Origin of the sequence: Proteus terrae, assembly GCF_003144325.1 — a bacterium.
Lineage (GTDB): Bacteria > Pseudomonadota > Gammaproteobacteria > Enterobacterales > Enterobacteriaceae > Proteus > Proteus terrae.
In genome coordinates, this window is the sequence record NZ_PENS01000001.1 from 41,741 (window position 1) to 57,857 (window position 16,117).

General features: G+C 38.2%; 12 protein-coding genes. 4 read left to right on the forward strand and 8 right to left on the reverse strand.

What is annotated here, in order from left to right; genetic code table 11:
* Positions 1-277 precede the first annotated feature (277 nt).
* The 3 genes from eno to mazG all read right to left on the reverse strand — a co-directional run bounded on the left by eno (position 278) and on the right by mazG (position 4,588).
* Positions 278-1,579, reverse strand: coding sequence for a phosphopyruvate hydratase (eno, locus tag DK857_RS00215; RefSeq protein WP_075673392.1), 1,302 nt, complete (start codon positions 1,577-1,579; stop codon positions 278-280).
* A gap of 62 nt (positions 1,580-1,641) precedes the next feature.
* Positions 1,642-3,279, reverse strand: a complete 1,638-nt coding sequence (gene pyrG, locus DK857_RS00220; RefSeq protein WP_109393325.1) for a glutamine hydrolyzing CTP synthase — start codon at positions 3,277-3,279, stop codon at positions 1,642-1,644.
* Between the two features lie 511 nt (positions 3,280-3,790).
* The gene (gene mazG / locus DK857_RS00230; protein WP_109393323.1) at positions 3,791-4,588 is read right to left on the reverse strand and encodes a nucleoside triphosphate pyrophosphohydrolase; all 798 of its coding nucleotides are present in this window, start codon (positions 4,586-4,588) and stop codon (positions 3,791-3,793) included.
* A 244-nt stretch (positions 4,589-4,832) separates the two neighbouring features.
* Between mazG and DK857_RS00235 the strand changes: the two genes are divergently transcribed.
* Positions 4,833-6,107 (forward strand): colicin-like pore-forming protein, encoded by a 1,275-nt coding sequence (locus tag DK857_RS00235; protein ID WP_227003095.1) that lies wholly within the window; start codon positions 4,833-4,835, stop codon positions 6,105-6,107.
* A gap of 17 nt (positions 6,108-6,124) precedes the next feature.
* On the opposite strand, the gene DK857_RS00240 is transcribed toward DK857_RS00235, so the two are convergent.
* From DK857_RS00240 to dgt, 4 genes are all read right to left on the reverse strand, one after another.
* Complete coding sequence (locus DK857_RS00240; RefSeq protein WP_109393322.1) at positions 6,125-6,469, reverse strand: colicin E1 family microcin immunity protein; 345 nt, start codon at positions 6,467-6,469, stop codon at positions 6,125-6,127.
* 149 nt (positions 6,470-6,618) lie between these two features.
* Positions 6,619-8,856 (reverse strand): GTP diphosphokinase, encoded by a 2,238-nt coding sequence (gene relA / locus DK857_RS00245; protein ID WP_098940995.1) that lies wholly within the window; start codon positions 8,854-8,856, stop codon positions 6,619-6,621.
* A gap of 71 nt (positions 8,857-8,927) precedes the next feature.
* The gene (rlmD, locus tag DK857_RS00250) at positions 8,928-10,253 is read right to left on the reverse strand and encodes a 23S rRNA (uracil(1939)-C(5))-methyltransferase RlmD (protein ID WP_109393321.1); all 1,326 of its coding nucleotides are present in this window, start codon (positions 10,251-10,253) and stop codon (positions 8,928-8,930) included.
* Between the two features lie 389 nt (positions 10,254-10,642).
* Positions 10,643-12,151, reverse strand: coding sequence for a dGTPase (gene dgt / locus DK857_RS00255; protein WP_109393320.1), 1,509 nt, complete (start codon positions 12,149-12,151; stop codon positions 10,643-10,645).
* 127 nt (positions 12,152-12,278) lie between these two features.
* Here dgt and mtnN point away from each other — a divergent pair, with 127 nt between their 5' ends.
* Together mtnN and btuF are read left to right on the forward strand one after the other, a co-directional pair.
* Positions 12,279-12,974, forward strand: a complete 696-nt coding sequence (gene mtnN, locus DK857_RS00260; RefSeq protein WP_109393319.1) for a 5'-methylthioadenosine/S-adenosylhomocysteine nucleosidase — start codon at positions 12,279-12,281, stop codon at positions 12,972-12,974.
* A 104-nt stretch (positions 12,975-13,078) separates the two neighbouring features.
* Positions 13,079-13,906 carry a vitamin B12 ABC transporter substrate-binding protein BtuF gene (gene btuF, locus DK857_RS00265; protein WP_109401259.1) on the forward strand — a complete coding sequence of 276 codons (828 nt, stop codon included), beginning with the start codon at positions 13,079-13,081 and terminating at the stop codon, positions 13,904-13,906.
* A gap of 216 nt (positions 13,907-14,122) precedes the next feature.
* Here btuF and erpA read toward each other — a convergent pair whose 3' ends face one another.
* Positions 14,123-14,467: an iron-sulfur cluster insertion protein ErpA gene (gene erpA / locus DK857_RS00270; protein WP_006534944.1), complete on the reverse strand. Its 345-nt coding sequence runs from the start codon at positions 14,465-14,467 to the stop codon at positions 14,123-14,125.
* Positions 14,468-14,742: 275 nt separating this feature from the next.
* Here erpA and hemL point away from each other — a divergent pair, with 275 nt between their 5' ends.
* Entirely contained in the window at positions 14,743-16,029 is a 1,287-nt protein-coding gene (hemL, locus tag DK857_RS00275; protein WP_109401260.1) for a glutamate-1-semialdehyde 2,1-aminomutase, read from the forward strand.
* Positions 16,030-16,117 lie beyond the last annotated feature (88 nt).

The following is a 16,117-nucleotide window of genomic DNA, read 5'->3' on the forward strand; positions in this document are numbered from 1 at the left end:
CCATAATTGTTAACGAAATAGGTTATATGTGAAATATAAAAACATTTCGCACCATTGAAAATGTGCAAAACGTATAATTGGGATCTCATCCACGAGAATTAACCAATTTATTAATAAAAGAGTAATAATTGAACACTATTTCCTCTTACACATCACACTTTTTCAAAGATGTTAAGAATAAATATTCTTTTTTTTCTGAAAAAAAATCAAAAAAAAGGGGAGAACTTAAGGTTCTCCCCTTTCAGATTAATAAGATTTTTTAATCAAATAAGCAAGATTATGCTTGGCCTTTAACTTCTTTCAGACCGTTGAAAGGTGCTTTGTTACCTAATGCTTCTTCGATACGGATCAGTTGGTTGTATTTAGCAACACGGTCAGAACGGCTCATAGAACCTGTTTTGATTTGGCCAGCTGCTGTACCAACTGCTAAGTCAGCGATAGTTGCATCTTCTGTTTCACCAGAACGGTGAGAGATAACAGCTGTGTAGCCTGCATCTTTCGCCATTTTGATTGCAGCTAAAGTTTCTGTCAGTGAACCGATTTGGTTGAATTTGATCAGAATTGAGTTAGCGATGCCTTTGTCGATACCTTCTTTCAGGATCTTAGTGTTAGTTACAAACAGGTCATCACCAACCAGTTGGATTTTGTCACCAAGAACTTTAGTTTGGTATGCGAAACCATCCCAGTCAGATTCGTTTAAACCATCTTCGATAGAAACGATTGGATATTGTTTAGTCAGTTCTTCTAAATAATGAGTGAACTCTTGTGAAGTGAAGGTTTTGCCTTCGCCTTTCAGTTCGTAGTTACCAGTTTCATTGTTGTAGAACTCAGAAGCTGCACAGTCCATAGCCAGAGTAACGTCTTTACCTAAAACGTAACCTGCTTTCTCAACTGCTTCTTTGATAGCAGCTAATGCAGCAGCGTTAGATTCTAAGTTTGGTGCATAACCACCTTCGTCACCAACTGCAGTGTTCATACCTTTTGCTTTCAGCACTTTTGCTAAGTGATGGAAGATTTCTGAACCCATACGCACTGCTTCTTTCAGAGTAGGCGCACCAACTGGTTGGATCATGAATTCTTGGATATCAACGTTGTTATCTGCGTGCTCACCACCATTGATGATGTTCATCATTGGCAGAGGCATAGAATATTGACCGTGAGTACCGTTCAGATCAGAAATGTGCTCATACAAAGGCATACCTTTCGCAGCAGCTGCTGCTTTTGCGTTTGCTAAAGAAACCGCTAGGATTGCGTTTGCACCAAAGTTTGATTTGTTTTCAGTACCGTCTAAATCGATCATGATTTTATCGATGTTAGCTTGGTCTTTTGCATCCTGGCCAAGGATCGCTTTAGCGATTGGACCATTAACAGCTGAAACCGCTTTCAGAACACCTTTACCTAAGAAACGTGATTTATCACCATCACGTAATTCTAAAGCTTCGCGAGAACCTGTTGATGCGCCTGATGGAGCAGCCGCCATACCAACAAAACCACCTTCTAAGTGAACTTCTGCTTCAACTGTTGGGTTGCCACGAGAATCAATAATTTCACGACCAAGTACTTTAACGATTTTGGACATTCGGTTTTCCTCTGTACAAGTTAAATTTCCGAGAAGAGATACCCTATCTCTTCTCATATATCCTATTTCAGCAGGCCTTTTTGGTTATCAAAGGCTGCTTTCACAAAGCCTGCAAATAACGGATGGCCGTCACGCGGCGTTGAGGTAAACTCTGGGTGGAACTGACAAGCAACAAACCAAGGATGGTTTGGATTTTCAATAATTTCCACCAGTTTGTTATCTACTGAACGACCTGCAATACGTAAACCCGCATCTTCGATACGTTTTAATAGTAGATTATTTACTTCATAACGGTGACGATGGCGCTCTGTAATGGTGTTTTTGCCATACAGTGTACGGACTAAGCTATCACCACTTAAATGGCAAGGCTGAGCACCAAGGCGCATCGTGCCACCTAAATCACTTTCACCTGAACGCACTTCAATGTTGCCATTTTCATCGCGCCATTCAGTAATTAATGCGATAACTGGATATTTACAATCTGGTGCAAATTCAGTGGAATTTGCGCCTTCCATACCAGCGACATTACGTGCAAACTCAATCATAGCAACCTGCATACCTAAGCAAATGCCTAAGTAAGGGATTTTATTTTCACGCGCATATTGAGCAGCCATAATCTTGCCCTCAACACCACGTTCACCAAAACCACCTGGTACTAAGATTGCGTCTAACCCTTTAAGCATTTCTACGCCACGGGTTTCAACGTCTTGTGAATCAATTAATTTGATATTTACAGTAACACGGCTTTTGAAGCCACCATGTTTTAATGCTTCAATCACTGATTTATAGGCATCTGGTAATTCAACATATTTACCAACCATACCAATGGTTACTTCGCCTTCAGGATTAGCTTCTTCGTAAATAACTTGTTCCCACTCTGCAAGATTTGCAACTGGGCAATCTAAGCTGAATCGTTTACAGATATAATCATCTAATCCCTGTGATTTCAATAGTGCAGGGATTTTATAAATGGAATCGACGTCTTTTAATGAAATAACCGCCTTCTCTGGCACATTACAGAACAGTGCAATTTTGGCACGTTCGTTTGCAGGAATAACGCGGTCTGAACGGCAAATCAACGCATCAGGCTGAATACCGATCGACAGTAATTCTTTTACAGAATGCTGAGTTGGTTTGGTTTTCACTTCACCAGAAGCGGCTAAATAAGGTACTAATGTTAAATGCAGGTAGAATGTGTGCTCACGACCCACTTCTGCTGCCATTTGGCGAATCGCTTCTAAGAATGGTAAAGATTCGATATCACCAACTGTCCCACCGACTTCAACTAAAACGACATCATGGCCTTCACCGCCACGGATGATGCGTTCTTTAATTTCATTAGTGATATGAGGAATAACTTGAATTGTAGCCCCAAGATAGTCACCACGGCGCTCTTTGCGTAATACTTCAGAGTATACGCGACCTGTCGTGAAGTTATTACGACGAGTCATTTTCGTGCGAATAAAGCGCTCATAGTGTCCTAAGTCGAGATCAGTTTCAGCACCATCGTCAGTGACGAAGACTTCCCCGTGCTGAATTGGGCTCATAGTACCAGGATCGACGTTGATATACGGATCCAACTTCATCATGGTGACATTGAGTCCACGGGCTTCGAGTATAGCCGCCAGAGAGGCTGCGGCAATGCCTTTACCCAGAGAGGATACGACCCCGCCGGTCACAAAAATATAATTCGTTTTCATGCTGAACCTGAAAGTTTAGGTGTATTAGGATGATGGATATAACTGGACGGGAACACAGTATACCCGAACCTTATTTTCGCTACAAACATTCTTAGTAGTATAAAGTTCTTTTTCATCACGCCACTTATCCGTTTAAACACGAAAAAACAGTAAAAATTCAATAAACTAAACCCGTGAAAATATTTCTCAAGCATTTTAGCTTAATCCTTTCAGCTAAGATACCACTTTTAGAAAAGAGATGCTTTATTTTTTTCACGATATTAAGTGTAGCAGGTTTATAGCGAGATCTTTTGCTTATGATCATGCTTTTAATTTTTTTGAGGTTAATCACATTTTCAATGCAATGAAATGTAACAGCAATATTTAAAATCACCCAAAAACAAAAAAACGAAATTACCTTTTATAATTTCGCTTTTTAAAATTTTTTATAAAAATGGCTGAAAAAACGAGATGTTATAGACTATTTTTATCGCATTTTATGTCACGCTGGCGTTAATTTGCGTGTCACAATTCACTCAATCTGTTGTTTCTTTGCTTTCTGCCAACAGATCTCCATCTCTTCCAATGAAGCATTTTCTATGCCTATGCCATCTTCCGAGAGCGTTTTTTCAACAAAGCGAAAGCGTTGTTCAAATTTACGGCATGCTCGATTTAATGCTTGTTCTGGTTTTTGTTTTAAATGCCGAGATAAATTTACAACTGAAAATAATAAATCACCCAATTCATCTTCAATTTTAGACGCATCTTGAGGTGTTTTTTTCACTTCAGCCATCACTTCATCAATTTCCTCAAACACTTTACCTAAAACAGGTTCAAGTTCATTCCAATCAAATCCAACAGAAGCACATCGTTTCTGAATTTTTTCTGCTTTCATCAAAGCGGGTAATGTGGCGGGAATATCATCTAATAATGAAAATTGTGCTTTTGCCTCACGCTCTTGCGCTTTAAGTTTTTCCCAGCGATGTTTTTCTGTTGATAAATTGTTTTCGCTTTCAGAGGCAAAAATATGAGGATGACGACGTTCTAGCTTATTACTAATGGCGTCACAAACATCATTAAAATCAAATAACTTTTGCTCTTGCGCCATGCGTGAATAAAAAACAACTTGATAAAGTAAGTCGCCTAACTCTTCTTTTAAATCTGTAAAATCTTTACGAGTAATAGCATCTAACACCTCATACGTTTCTTCTAATGTATAAGGTGCAATAGTGTCAAAAGTCTGCACTTTATCCCATTCGCATCCAGTATTAGGATCACGTAGCTGCGCCATAATTTCTAATAAACGAAAAATTTCACGATTTTCTGACATCATATTGCCTTTTAAATAAGAGTGAGCTTTATCCTGTTTAACACATTTTTAGATAAAAAAATGCCGAGAACAGTTGTCTCGGCATCTTATCATTTCAAGCTCAAGATCTTAAAAATAACTTTTTTGAAAGAATAATGACATTTTAAATTGAACTATGAATTTGTTATTTACAAATATACTCCTCGCTATAAATCCACTTTTCAACATCATATAAATACGTCATTTTTATCAAAGGATTAATAAAATGAGTGAAAATGTAATTCAATTTAGTTCATTAACTGTAACGCCACATAGTGCTTATATTCCAGAGTATGCTTTTAATAATAATTTTTCATTTAATCAAGCTACAAATATTATTTGCAATGCTTTTATGCAGAATAAAAACCAAGAATGCCCAGTTTGTGGAAAGAAAAATTGCCCAGCATTTAAAAATGAATGTAAATCTTACTTAAAACAAAAAACCGAATTAGCATTAAAAAAAGCATTAAGAATGCGACCTTATGGCCGTGCTTTAATGCACAGATCAAACGAGTTTAATGAAAGCTCTCCATTACTATTATTGAATATGAAAGAAAACAATATTCCATTAAATAATGAAAATATAAGTCATATATTCGAAGCAGATCTGAATCTAAGTAGAATGTTTTACCAAAAAATGAACTATATAAATGGTTTTCTCTTTGATATTCATTTTAGTCCTCATCCAGACCCTATGTTACAAAATATAGGTGAAAAATTTGGGGAATATTCCCGCTGGCTACCCTCAGTACGATTAGCCTTACATGCCTTATATGCAGATAAAGGCGCAGACAATATAAATAATTTTTCTGAGATGCAAAAATATATTAGAGAACAAGATTTTAAATCCGCATGCCAAGATTTCCATAATAATATGACGTTTACACATCGCAATTTCCAAATTGCTGATATTCTAGCTCAACAAGCAAATAAAAAAGAACAAACAAACGATGAATTTAAGCTGTTGCATGATTCAATAAAGTTTACGGCTGATTTTTATAAAGAAGTGTTTAATGCTTATGGTGATAAAGCAAAGAAATTAGCGGAATCTTTAGCACAACAAACCAGAGGAAAAACCATCCGTAACGTTGATGATGCGCTAAAAGCTTACGAAAAATACAAAGCGGATATCAATAGAAAAATTAATGCCAAAGATCGTAAAGCTATTGCAACCGCATTGGAATCGATCAAACTCGATGATATAACTCAAAAATTAAAAAAATTTAGTAAAGGTATGGCCTACACGAGTTACGCTATTAACTTTGCAGATTGGGCTACTGAATTACATAAAGCAATACAGACCGATAATTGGCGTCCTTTTTTTGTCAAAACAGAAACGATTATCGTAGGAATGGCGGGTACAGCAATTACTGGGTTTACATTTAGTGTACTCCTAGGAGGGCCTATAGGCATATTAGGCTATGGATTAATCATGGCTGGTGTTGGTGCATTAATAAATGATGATTTAGTTGAAAAAGCCAACCAATTTTTAGGAATTTAATTCTATTAAATAAGTGGTTACTTATTTAATAAGTGGCCTCTTATCAATACAACTATAATATGAATAATTGTAATTGGGATCGTCAATAAAAAAATGACGCCATGATATATCGCTAACCCTCCCATTTTCCCTGGTGTATCCATAAACAATCCCTTATTCCAAAACTCTCTTGTAGTGAATCTTAGAAAGAAAATCTCAATTATCCATTTAGATACAGGGAAGAATATAGTTCCATAAATATTAATAATTAAATAAATAGTTTTATATCTAAATTCATCATTCCAAGAAAGATATAAAAAACAAAAACCAATAAACCACCCCCAACACATATTTTTAATATAATATTGTTTAGTTATCTTCATATTTATCTACTAGATCCCTTTTATTTAAAACCATATTTATTTTAAATAAACCATAACAATTTAATTACTAACTAAATATACAGTTTTTCTGATTTTTAGATAAAAAAATGCCGAGAACAGTTGTCTCGGCATCTTATCATTTTAATGTTTTAGTGAGAAAAGCGTTTCGCCTCTATCACATCAGGCAACTGATTAAGTTTTGCCAAAATACGACCTAATACTTGGAGATTATAAATCTCAATATTCATGTCAATTGTCGCAATTTGTTGCTTCACATCACTACGGCTACTGACGCCTAGTACATTCACTTTTTCATTCGCTAAAATAGTGGTGATATCACGTAATAATCCACTACGATCATTGGCAACAACGCGAACAACTAATGAATAGCCACTAGAGTAATTCTCTCCCCATACCGCATCAACGATACGTTCTGGTGCATGAGAAAGCAGTTCAGCTAGTTGCTCACAGTCTGCACGGTGAATCGAAATACCACGACCTTTAGTGATAAAGCCGACGATATTGTCACCTGGAATAGGCTGGCAACAACGTGCAATATGATGCATTAAGTTACCTACGCCTTCGACAACAATGCTTCCACCTGATCCTGTAGCTCTTGGTGCTGGCGTTTTGTTTTCTAGTGTCCGCAGAGCTTCTTTATCTTCATCTTCCGCAGTGGCTTTATTCAATCTACTTTGAATAAAATTCACCAACTGGTTGATTCGAATATCGCCAACACCAATACCTGCTAATACTTCATCAACACTATGCACGTTATAACGTGCAATCAGCAGTTTTTCTGCTTCTTTCATGTTGATATCCATATGCGCCAATTCGTTATCTAAAATCTGGCGCCCAGCAAGAATATTTTTATCGCGATCTTGCTTACGGAACCAGTTATGAATTTTCGCACGCCCACGACTTGTGGTGACATAACCTAAGTTAGGATTTAACCAATCACGACTTGGATTAGGATGTTTTTGCGTGATAATTTCAATTTGGTCACCCATCTGTAATTGATAGCTAAACGGTACAATACGCCCGCCAATTTTCGCCCCAATACAGCGGTGTCCCACATCACTATGAATATGATAAGCAAAATCAAGTGGTGTTGATCCCGCTGGTAAATCAACCACATCACCTTTTGGTGTAAAGACATAAACTCGATCATCAAAGACTTGGCTACGGACTTCATCCAGCATTTCGCCAGAATCCGCCATCTCTTCTTGCCATGCAATCAGTTTACGTAACCATGCAATGCGGTTTTCATAACTGCCTGTACCGCCTTTCGTTGCAGCTCCAGTTGCCCCTTCTTTATATTTCCAGTGCGCTGCCACACCCAATTCTGCATCTTCATGCATTTGGCGAGTACGAATTTGGATCTCAACCGTTTTGCCTTCGGGCCCTAATACAACTGTATGAATAGATTGATAGCCATTCGGTTTTGGATTTGCGACATAATCATCGAATTCATCAGGTAAATGACGGAAATGAGTATGCACAATCCCTAATGCCGCATAGCAATCTTGAAGGCGTTCAACAACAATACGTACCGCTCTCACATCAAATAACTCATCGAATGCGAGATTTTTTTTCTTCATTTTGCGCCAAATACTATAGATGTGTTTGGGACGTCCATAGATATCTACATCGACATTTTCTTCTTTCATATAACCACGTACTGTACTGACAAAATTATCAATGTACTGTTCGCGATCGATACGACGCTCATGAAGCAAACTTGCTATTTTTTTGTATTCATCAGGATGAAGATAGCGGAAACAAAAATCTTCTAATTCCCATTTTAATTGACCAATACCCAATCGGTTGGCTAATGGTGCATAAATATTAAAACACTCTTTAGCAGCCAGTACGCGCTCATCTTCTGTGGCATCTTTCACTTCACGTAAATGGGCAATACGTTCTGAAAGTTTAATGACCACACAACGGAAATCTTCCACCATAGATAACAGCATGCGGCGCACGTTATCTACCTGAACCGAACTTGTTTCATTAGTGTGTGTCGCTTTTAATTGGCGTATGGCATCCATTTCCATAACACCGCGCACTAAGCTCCAAATAGCATCACCAAAGTGTTCAGTAACAATTTCCTGATCAATAAGATTTTCTTCAGCAAGAGGGAAAAGAAGCGCTGCCCTCATGCTGTCTTTATCCATGCTTAGTGTCGAAAGAAGCTCAACCATTTCAACACCACGCCACAATAACAGTTCGGCATCTTCACGCCCTTGAACAGTACGATGGCAGTATTCCCAGGTTTGCATGATTTCACTACCCGCATTGACATGGGTTAAGTTCAAGCTATTGACCCATTTATCAACAGCAAACTCTCCTGCAGGTGTTAAGTGAGCACTTCTTACTGCAACCATATTCTCTCCCTACACGGTATAAATCTTATTTGCGACTTATTTACTGGCTAACTGTTTATTTTCAAGTAAATTTACTTTCGACTAAACAGTGCCATTGATTCCAGATGACCCGTTTGTGGAAACATATCCAACATTTTTAAACCGGTTAACTGATATCCAGAATCTAATAATATCTTACTATCTCTGGCTAACGTGGTCGGATTACAGGAGACATACACGATTTTTTCTGCGGATAACTTCACAATATGTGACATTACCTCCGAAGCGCCTGCTCTTGCGGGATCTAACAACACTTTATTAAATCCTTCTTTCGACCACGACATCGCAGAGAAATCAGCTGATAAATCTGCATGCCAAAAATGCGCATTACCCAGTTGGTTTAGTTCTGCATTCTTTTTCGCCATTTCAACCAGCGCAGGTACACCTTCGATCCCCACCACTTCACTAACACGTTTTGCGATAGGTAAAGTAAAGTTTCCCATACCACAAAACAGATCTAACACGCGATCTTCTGGCGATAAATCAAGCCATTCAATAGCTTGAGCAACCATCTTAGGATTTATTTCATCGTTTACTTGAATAAAATCAGTAGGTGCAAAACGTAAATTTAGACCTTCTATTTGATAGAAGGGTTCCTTCTCAATTGAAGTTAATCGAGCTATCTCGCTATTATCACCTGCAAGATACATCGTAACTTGATGAGTTTGAGAGAAATCACGCAAACTCTGTTTATCACTCTCAGGTAATGGTGATAAATGACGTAAAATCACCAACGGCCCATTATCGGCGAGCACCATTTCAACATGCCCTAAATCACGTACTGATGTTAATTGTTTAAGACATGCCCAAAGAGGAGACAATAAATCATTTAACTGTGGTTTTAATACTGGGCATTTTTTTATCATGACCAAATCATTAGAGCGCTCTTGGCGAAATCCCATCACCAACCCTTTTTCAGGTTGATAACGCAATCCCAATCTTGCTCTACGACGATAACCATATTCAGCGCCGGCAATAACAGGTTCCGCTGAAATCACCACTCCCGTTTCACGTTTAATAAGATGTGATAACACACCCGCTTTTGTTGTACGTTGTAACGCAATCGGCACATGTTGCTGCTGACAACCACCACAACGCTCATAATATTCACAATGAGGCGTTATACGCTGCTCACTGGTAGTTAAACGTTTAATAACCTCGCCTTTAGCAAACTGGCGCTTTTCTTCTGTTAAACGAATACGAGCAGTTTCTTGTGGGAGTAATCCTTTTACAAAAATCGTTTTGCCCTCAGCATGAGCAATACCTTGACCATTTGCATCCAATGCACTGGCGGTCACTTCCAGAATTGTCGCCTGTTTTTTCACAGGACGTTTTTTAGGAGAATAAAACTGCACCATAGTATTAAATTAAGTATCAATGACGGATTAACAGTGAAATGACATCGTTTTAGAATACGCTGTATGTTTTTCAGCGTTACATGAATGACTATGCATTTCAGAAGAAAACATGGGAAGAGTATAACATCGAACAAGTTATTTACTTAACTGATATAAGCAATATTTTTGTTAAATTGAGAAAACTTTTAATGATAACAACCTAAGGCACTCGCTTTATGAATTTTATATTGTTCTATAACTAACAAATATTATATATAACTTTTATATTGAATATATTTACAATTAATAACATCTATTTTCTGTTATTTTAATAAACATTTATTATCACTAAGAAAAGTCTAAAAATTATCACCAATCAATTAGATAGCATTTCTCTTAATGATTACAAATTAATCACAAACCATTAATTTTCTATATTCTTCATAAGCATAATGATCAGTCATTCCACTGATATAATCTTGAATTAATCTGGTACGATAATAAAACTCTAAAATTTTTCCTCTTTCAGTATTTATATCATTTAGCTTTTCTAACATTTCGTTATAAGCCAGTTTATGTTTAACAGAAAGCTTATGATATAAACGCGTCTCAATTACATATTTAGGATGTTCGTTATATTTATGCAATCTTAAAAAATCTTCAGTTGATAATAAAAGCAAGGGCTTATAGATATCCAGTAATCCACTGATCACGCGATATCCTTTCATTTCAAGTTCTTCAACTTCAGGATGGCTAAACACCCATTTTTTAGCGACACTTTTTAATGTTGTTAATAAACGATGCTCAGCACTATTCCCCTCCAATAAGGCGTGATTAAAACTCCCTTCATAAACTTGGGGGAGATTTTTTATAAAACGGTACGCCGTATAAGGGACTAATTTTCCTGTAATATAAACTCGTAAATACATAAAAAACTGATCTTGCATACTACGTTTGGCTTCATTTTGATCAACTTTTTTATAAGCCCGATTCACAGTAATATCGAATAAATCACCTTCGGTCACATCACCATTTTCACGCCATGCATCTCGTAAAAGTTGAACAAGGCGGTTGATATCAAAAATCCCCTTTTCTACCGCATCATCTAAATCCGCAATGCAATACGAGATATCGTCGGCAGCTTCCATAATATATGTGAGAGGAAAGCGACAAAATTCCCCCATATCTAATTTTTCTTGTACTTCTTTTACGAATGCTAATTCAGACCAGTAATACCCCGGTTTCTTCATTAAATAGCTATATTCTTTGGGGATTTCACCTTGCCAATAAGCAGGACGGGTATATTTTAATACACAGCCAATTTGAGCATAGGTTAAATTCAATTTAAGAAGATGATGCGCCATTCGAATAGCTTGAGCATTGCCTTCAAATTGGCATAAATCTTGGCGTAAAGTTTGCCGCAATTCATTTAATTGCACTTTAGCTGAATACTGCATAGGCATAAACGGGCAACTATCGAATTCGGCGGTCGCCTCTGGTGATAATACTTTTTGAAACCAATGCTTAATCGCGGCCTCACCAAAATGACCAAAAGGTGGATTGCCAATATCGTGCATTAAACACGCCATCTCAATTAAACTTTCAAGACTATCGATGCGATCAATTAAGCCATAAGCTTCAAGCTTATTTTGTTTTTTTAATTCACCGATAATTTGTTTAGCGATATAACGACCAATTTGCTGAACTTCAAGAGAATGTGTAAGACGGCTACGTACTGCAGAATTTTGCTCTAAAGGAAAGACTTGTGTTTTTTGTTGTAAACGTCGAATGGCTGCTGAGTTAATAATACGGCCACGATCACTTTCAAATTGACGAGACACCTGTATTTCATCGTTAATATCGATATCACTACTGTTATATTTGCGTTGATAATTTAACTTCAGCTTAAAATCGATCATTTCTGTCCTCATTCTGGTTTTGATGAAACGAATTCTCTATTCTTTGTGTTATATCGTGTTTTTCCGATAGATGTTAAACTCTATTTAAATTTCTATTTATTATTAACCTACAAGTGAGTATGACACAATGAGAGTTGGCGTAATAGGTGCAATGGAGCAAGAAATCACACTTCTGCGTGAGAAAATTGAAGATTGCCAAATCTTATCTCGTGGCGGTTGTGAAATCTATACAGGCACAATCAACGGTGTTGATGTTGCATTATTGAAATCAGGTATTGGTAAAGTTGCGGCTGCAATTGGCACAACCTTATTGCTTGAGCATTTTCGCCCTGATGTTGTTATCAATACTGGTTCTGCGGGTGGCTTAGACTCAAGATTAAATGTCGGTGATATCGTTGTTTCAACAGAAGTTCGCTATCACGATGCAGATGTTACTGCGTTTGGTTATGAACCTGGTCAAATGGCACAATGCCCTCCTGCTTTTATTGCAGATCCTAAACTTGTTAGCATCGCAGAAGAGTGTATTGAATCGCTAAAATTAAATGCTGTTCGTGGTTTAATTTGTAGCGGTGATGCCTTTATTAATGGTGCAGAGCCTTTAGCGCGCATTCGTCGTACATTCCCAGATGTTGCTGCCGTAGAAATGGAATCCACCGCGATTGGTCATGTTTGCCATCAATTCAACACACCATTTGTTGTGGTTCGCGCTATTTCTGATGTGGCTGATAAAGAATCGCATTTAAGCTTTGATGAATTTTTATCTGTAGCAGCAGAACAATCAAGTTTAATGGTGACAGCGATGTTGGATAAATTAAAAGACTAATTAAGCCGAGATAATCCTAATATCGTTTTATCAATACCCCACCTTTATTTCTTATTTATTCTAAGATAAAAAATAGGTGGGTATTTTTTATTATTGGAAAAGTAATGCGTTTATTTATCAATTTGGGATTATTATTCTGTTCATTATTTTGGCTAAGCTTTGCCATTGCTATCACGCCTGCTGATCGTATTATTACGCTATCGCCATCAGCCACTGAAATGGCTTACGCCGCGGGTATGGGTGATAATATAGTAGGAGTTAGTGCTTACTCTGATTATCCAGCGGAAGCTAAAAGTATTGAACAAGTTGCCAATTGGCAGGGTATTAATATCGAACGCATTCTATTATTAAAACCTGATTTAGTGATTGCATGGCAAGGCGGTAATCCACAACGTTCGTTAGATCAGTTAAAAGCTTTGAGTATTTCTATCATCTATTCTGATCCACAAAGTATTGAAGAAATCGCAGACGATCTCATTACTCTTTCCAATTATAGCCATCATCCTGATATTGCATTAAAAAATGCCCAACAATTACGCCAGCAATATCAAGCGTTGCAGCAGCAATACGCATCAACTATATCGAATCACTCCAAGAAAAAAGTGTTTATTCAATTTGGGATGCAGCCGTTATTTACTACATCAAATAGCTCATTACAAAGCCATATTACTGAACTTTGTGGCGGTGAAAATATCTTCGCTAATAGCTCAGTGTCATGGCCTCAAGTAAGCCGTGAGCAAGTACTTACAAGGCAACCCGATTTAATTATATTCAGTGGTAAAGCAGATCAAATACCTACAGTACAAGCATTTTGGCAACCTCAGCTTACTGTACCGGTTATTGCTATTGATGAAGATAGTTTTAGCCGACCTGCACCGCGTATTATTAACGCAGCACAGCAAGTTTGTAAGGCAATAGCAACGAACCATTAGTAAAATAATCAGTTATTCAATAGCCATTAATACACAGCCTTTTAAACAACCAAAAATAACGAAGAGAAGAGTAACCGCAGACAAAAGTCGTGAGCGAGCAAGTAGTGCAACAAGGCAGAGATAGCACAGTAAGCGGAGCATACATTAGTATGTGAGCATTACGAGCGCAGCCCTAACGCCGTGGCACTACTGCACAGCCACGACGCCAAAGAAGGATCAAATACTAAAGGAGGAACCGCAACCACACGTGCTCTTAGCATTAGGATTCGTCACAATAAAACGCGACCCCTCCAATCCCTCGGTATAATCCACACAACCGCCCACTAAATACTGCAAGCTCATCGGATCAACCACTAAGGCAACGCCTTGTTTTTCTATGGTCATATCACCTTCATTCATTGCATCATCAAAGGTAAAACCATACTGGAATCCGCTACAACCGCCACCCGTGATATAAACACGTAAACGCAGATTTGGATTTTCTTCATCCGCAATCAAATCTTTTACTTTATTTGCAGCCGCGTCAGTAAATTGTAACGGCAGAGCCATATCATCACTCATTGTTCACTCCAGACTGGGTATTCCAGCAAAAAAACAGCCAGCAAAAATTTAATATTCTTGCTGATATAATGTGATGATTATCTAATACCTGCTCATAACCTTCAAGTTTGTTGTGGACAAAATACACTTTTTGCTACCTATCACTTTTTACGATAAACCACATACCCACAATAACAGTGATAAATCAAAATGTTGTTGTCGTATATTTGGCTTCATCTGCATGGTGCTTTAGAATACGCCTTAATCTTACGCTCACCCATCATTAGGAGTCTGACATGAGCAAGTCTGAAACGCTTTATAATCTCGCACAACAAGTGATCCCCGGCGGTGTCAACTCACCTGTTAGAGCATTTAACGGTGTAGGTGGAACCCCTCTTTTTATTGAACGTGCTAATGGTGCGTATATTTATGATGTTGATGGACGAGCTTACCTTGACTATGTCGGCTCATGGGGACCGATGGTTTTAGGTCACAACCACCCTTCCATTCGTCATGCTGTTGCTGACGCTGTACAAAAAGGTCTAAGCTTTGGTGCACCAACAGCTGCTGAAGTTGAAATGGCAAATCTAGTCACTGAACTTGTACCTTCCATGGACATGGTTCGCATGGTGAACTCAGGGACAGAAGCGACAATGAGCGCTATTCGCCTTGCTCGAGGTTACACTGGTCGTGACAAAATCATTAAGTTTGAAGGTTGCTACCACGGTCATGCCGATTGCCTATTAGTAAAAGCGGGCTCTGGCGCATTAACTATGGGGCAGCCAAATTCACCGGGTGTACCGGCTGATTTTGTAAAACACACCTTAACCTGTACTTACAATGATTTGAATTCTGTACGCCAAGCATTTGAAAACTACCCTGAAGAAGTCGCTTGTATCATTGTTGAACCTGTCGCAGGCAATATGAACTGTGTACCACCAAAAGCAGACTTCTTACCGGGCTTGCGTGCATTATGTGATGAGTTTGGTGCATTGCTGATTATTGATGAAGTTATGACCGGCTTTCGCGTGGCATTAGGTGGCGCACAAGCTTACTACGATGTTGATCCTGACTTAACATGCTTAGGTAAAATCATTGGTGGCGGTATGCCAGTGGGGGCATTTGGTGGACATATGGAAGTGATGTCTAAACTCGCACCAATTGGTCCTGTTTATCAAGCGGGTACTTTATCAGGCAACCCCATTGCAATGGCAGCAGGTCTCGCCTGTTTACACGAAGTATCACAACCGGGTGTTCATCAAACATTAAATGAACTAACAACAATGCTGGCTGATGGTTTACTTGAAAAAGCACAACAAGCGGGTATTCCAATGGTTATCAACCATGTTGGCGGTATGTTTGGTCTATTCTTTACGGATGCAAAAGAAGTCACTTGCTACCAAGATGTGATGAACTGCGATGTTGAACGCTTCAAACAGTTCTTCCATTTAATGCTAGAAAAACGCGTTTACCTTGCACCTTCTGCATTTGAAGCTGGCTTTATGTCTATCGCTCATACCAAAGAAGATATTCAACGCACTATTGATGCAGCGGAATATGCTTTTGCTCAGATGAAGGGCTAAGATCCGATTAGTTTTTTGATAAAAATAAGATATAAATAAACAAAAAACGGCACTTATGTGCCGTTTTTATTTTAGCTAATCTACGTGA

Coding starts and splice junctions, on each gene's coding strand:
- eno (WP_075673392.1), bottom strand. CDS start 1,579: ATGTCCAAAATCGTTAAAGTACTTGGTCGTGAAATTATTGATTCTCGT.
- pyrG (WP_109393325.1), bottom strand. CDS start 3,279: ATGAAAACGAATTATATTTTTGTGACCGGCGGGGTCGTATCCTCTCTG.
- mazG (WP_109393323.1), bottom strand. CDS start 4,588: ATGTCAGAAAATCGTGAAATTTTTCGTTTATTAGAAATTATGGCGCAG.
- DK857_RS00235 (WP_227003095.1), top strand. CDS start 4,833: ATGAGTGAAAATGTAATTCAATTTAGTTCATTAACTGTAACGCCACAT.
- DK857_RS00240 (WP_109393322.1), bottom strand. CDS start 6,469: ATGAAGATAACTAAACAATATTATATTAAAAATATGTGTTGGGGGTGG.
- relA (WP_098940995.1), bottom strand. CDS start 8,856: ATGGTTGCAGTAAGAAGTGCTCACTTAACACCTGCAGGAGAGTTTGCT.
- rlmD (WP_109393321.1), bottom strand. CDS start 10,253: ATGGTGCAGTTTTATTCTCCTAAAAAACGTCCTGTGAAAAAACAGGCG.
- dgt (WP_109393320.1), bottom strand. CDS start 12,151: ATGATCGATTTTAAGCTGAAGTTAAATTATCAACGCAAATATAACAGT.
- mtnN (WP_109393319.1), top strand. CDS start 12,279: ATGAGAGTTGGCGTAATAGGTGCAATGGAGCAAGAAATCACACTTCTG.
- btuF (WP_109401259.1), top strand. CDS start 13,079: ATGCGTTTATTTATCAATTTGGGATTATTATTCTGTTCATTATTTTGG.
- erpA (WP_006534944.1), bottom strand. CDS start 14,467: ATGAGTGATGATATGGCTCTGCCGTTACAATTTACTGACGCGGCTGCA.
- hemL (WP_109401260.1), top strand. CDS start 14,743: ATGAGCAAGTCTGAAACGCTTTATAATCTCGCACAACAAGTGATCCCC.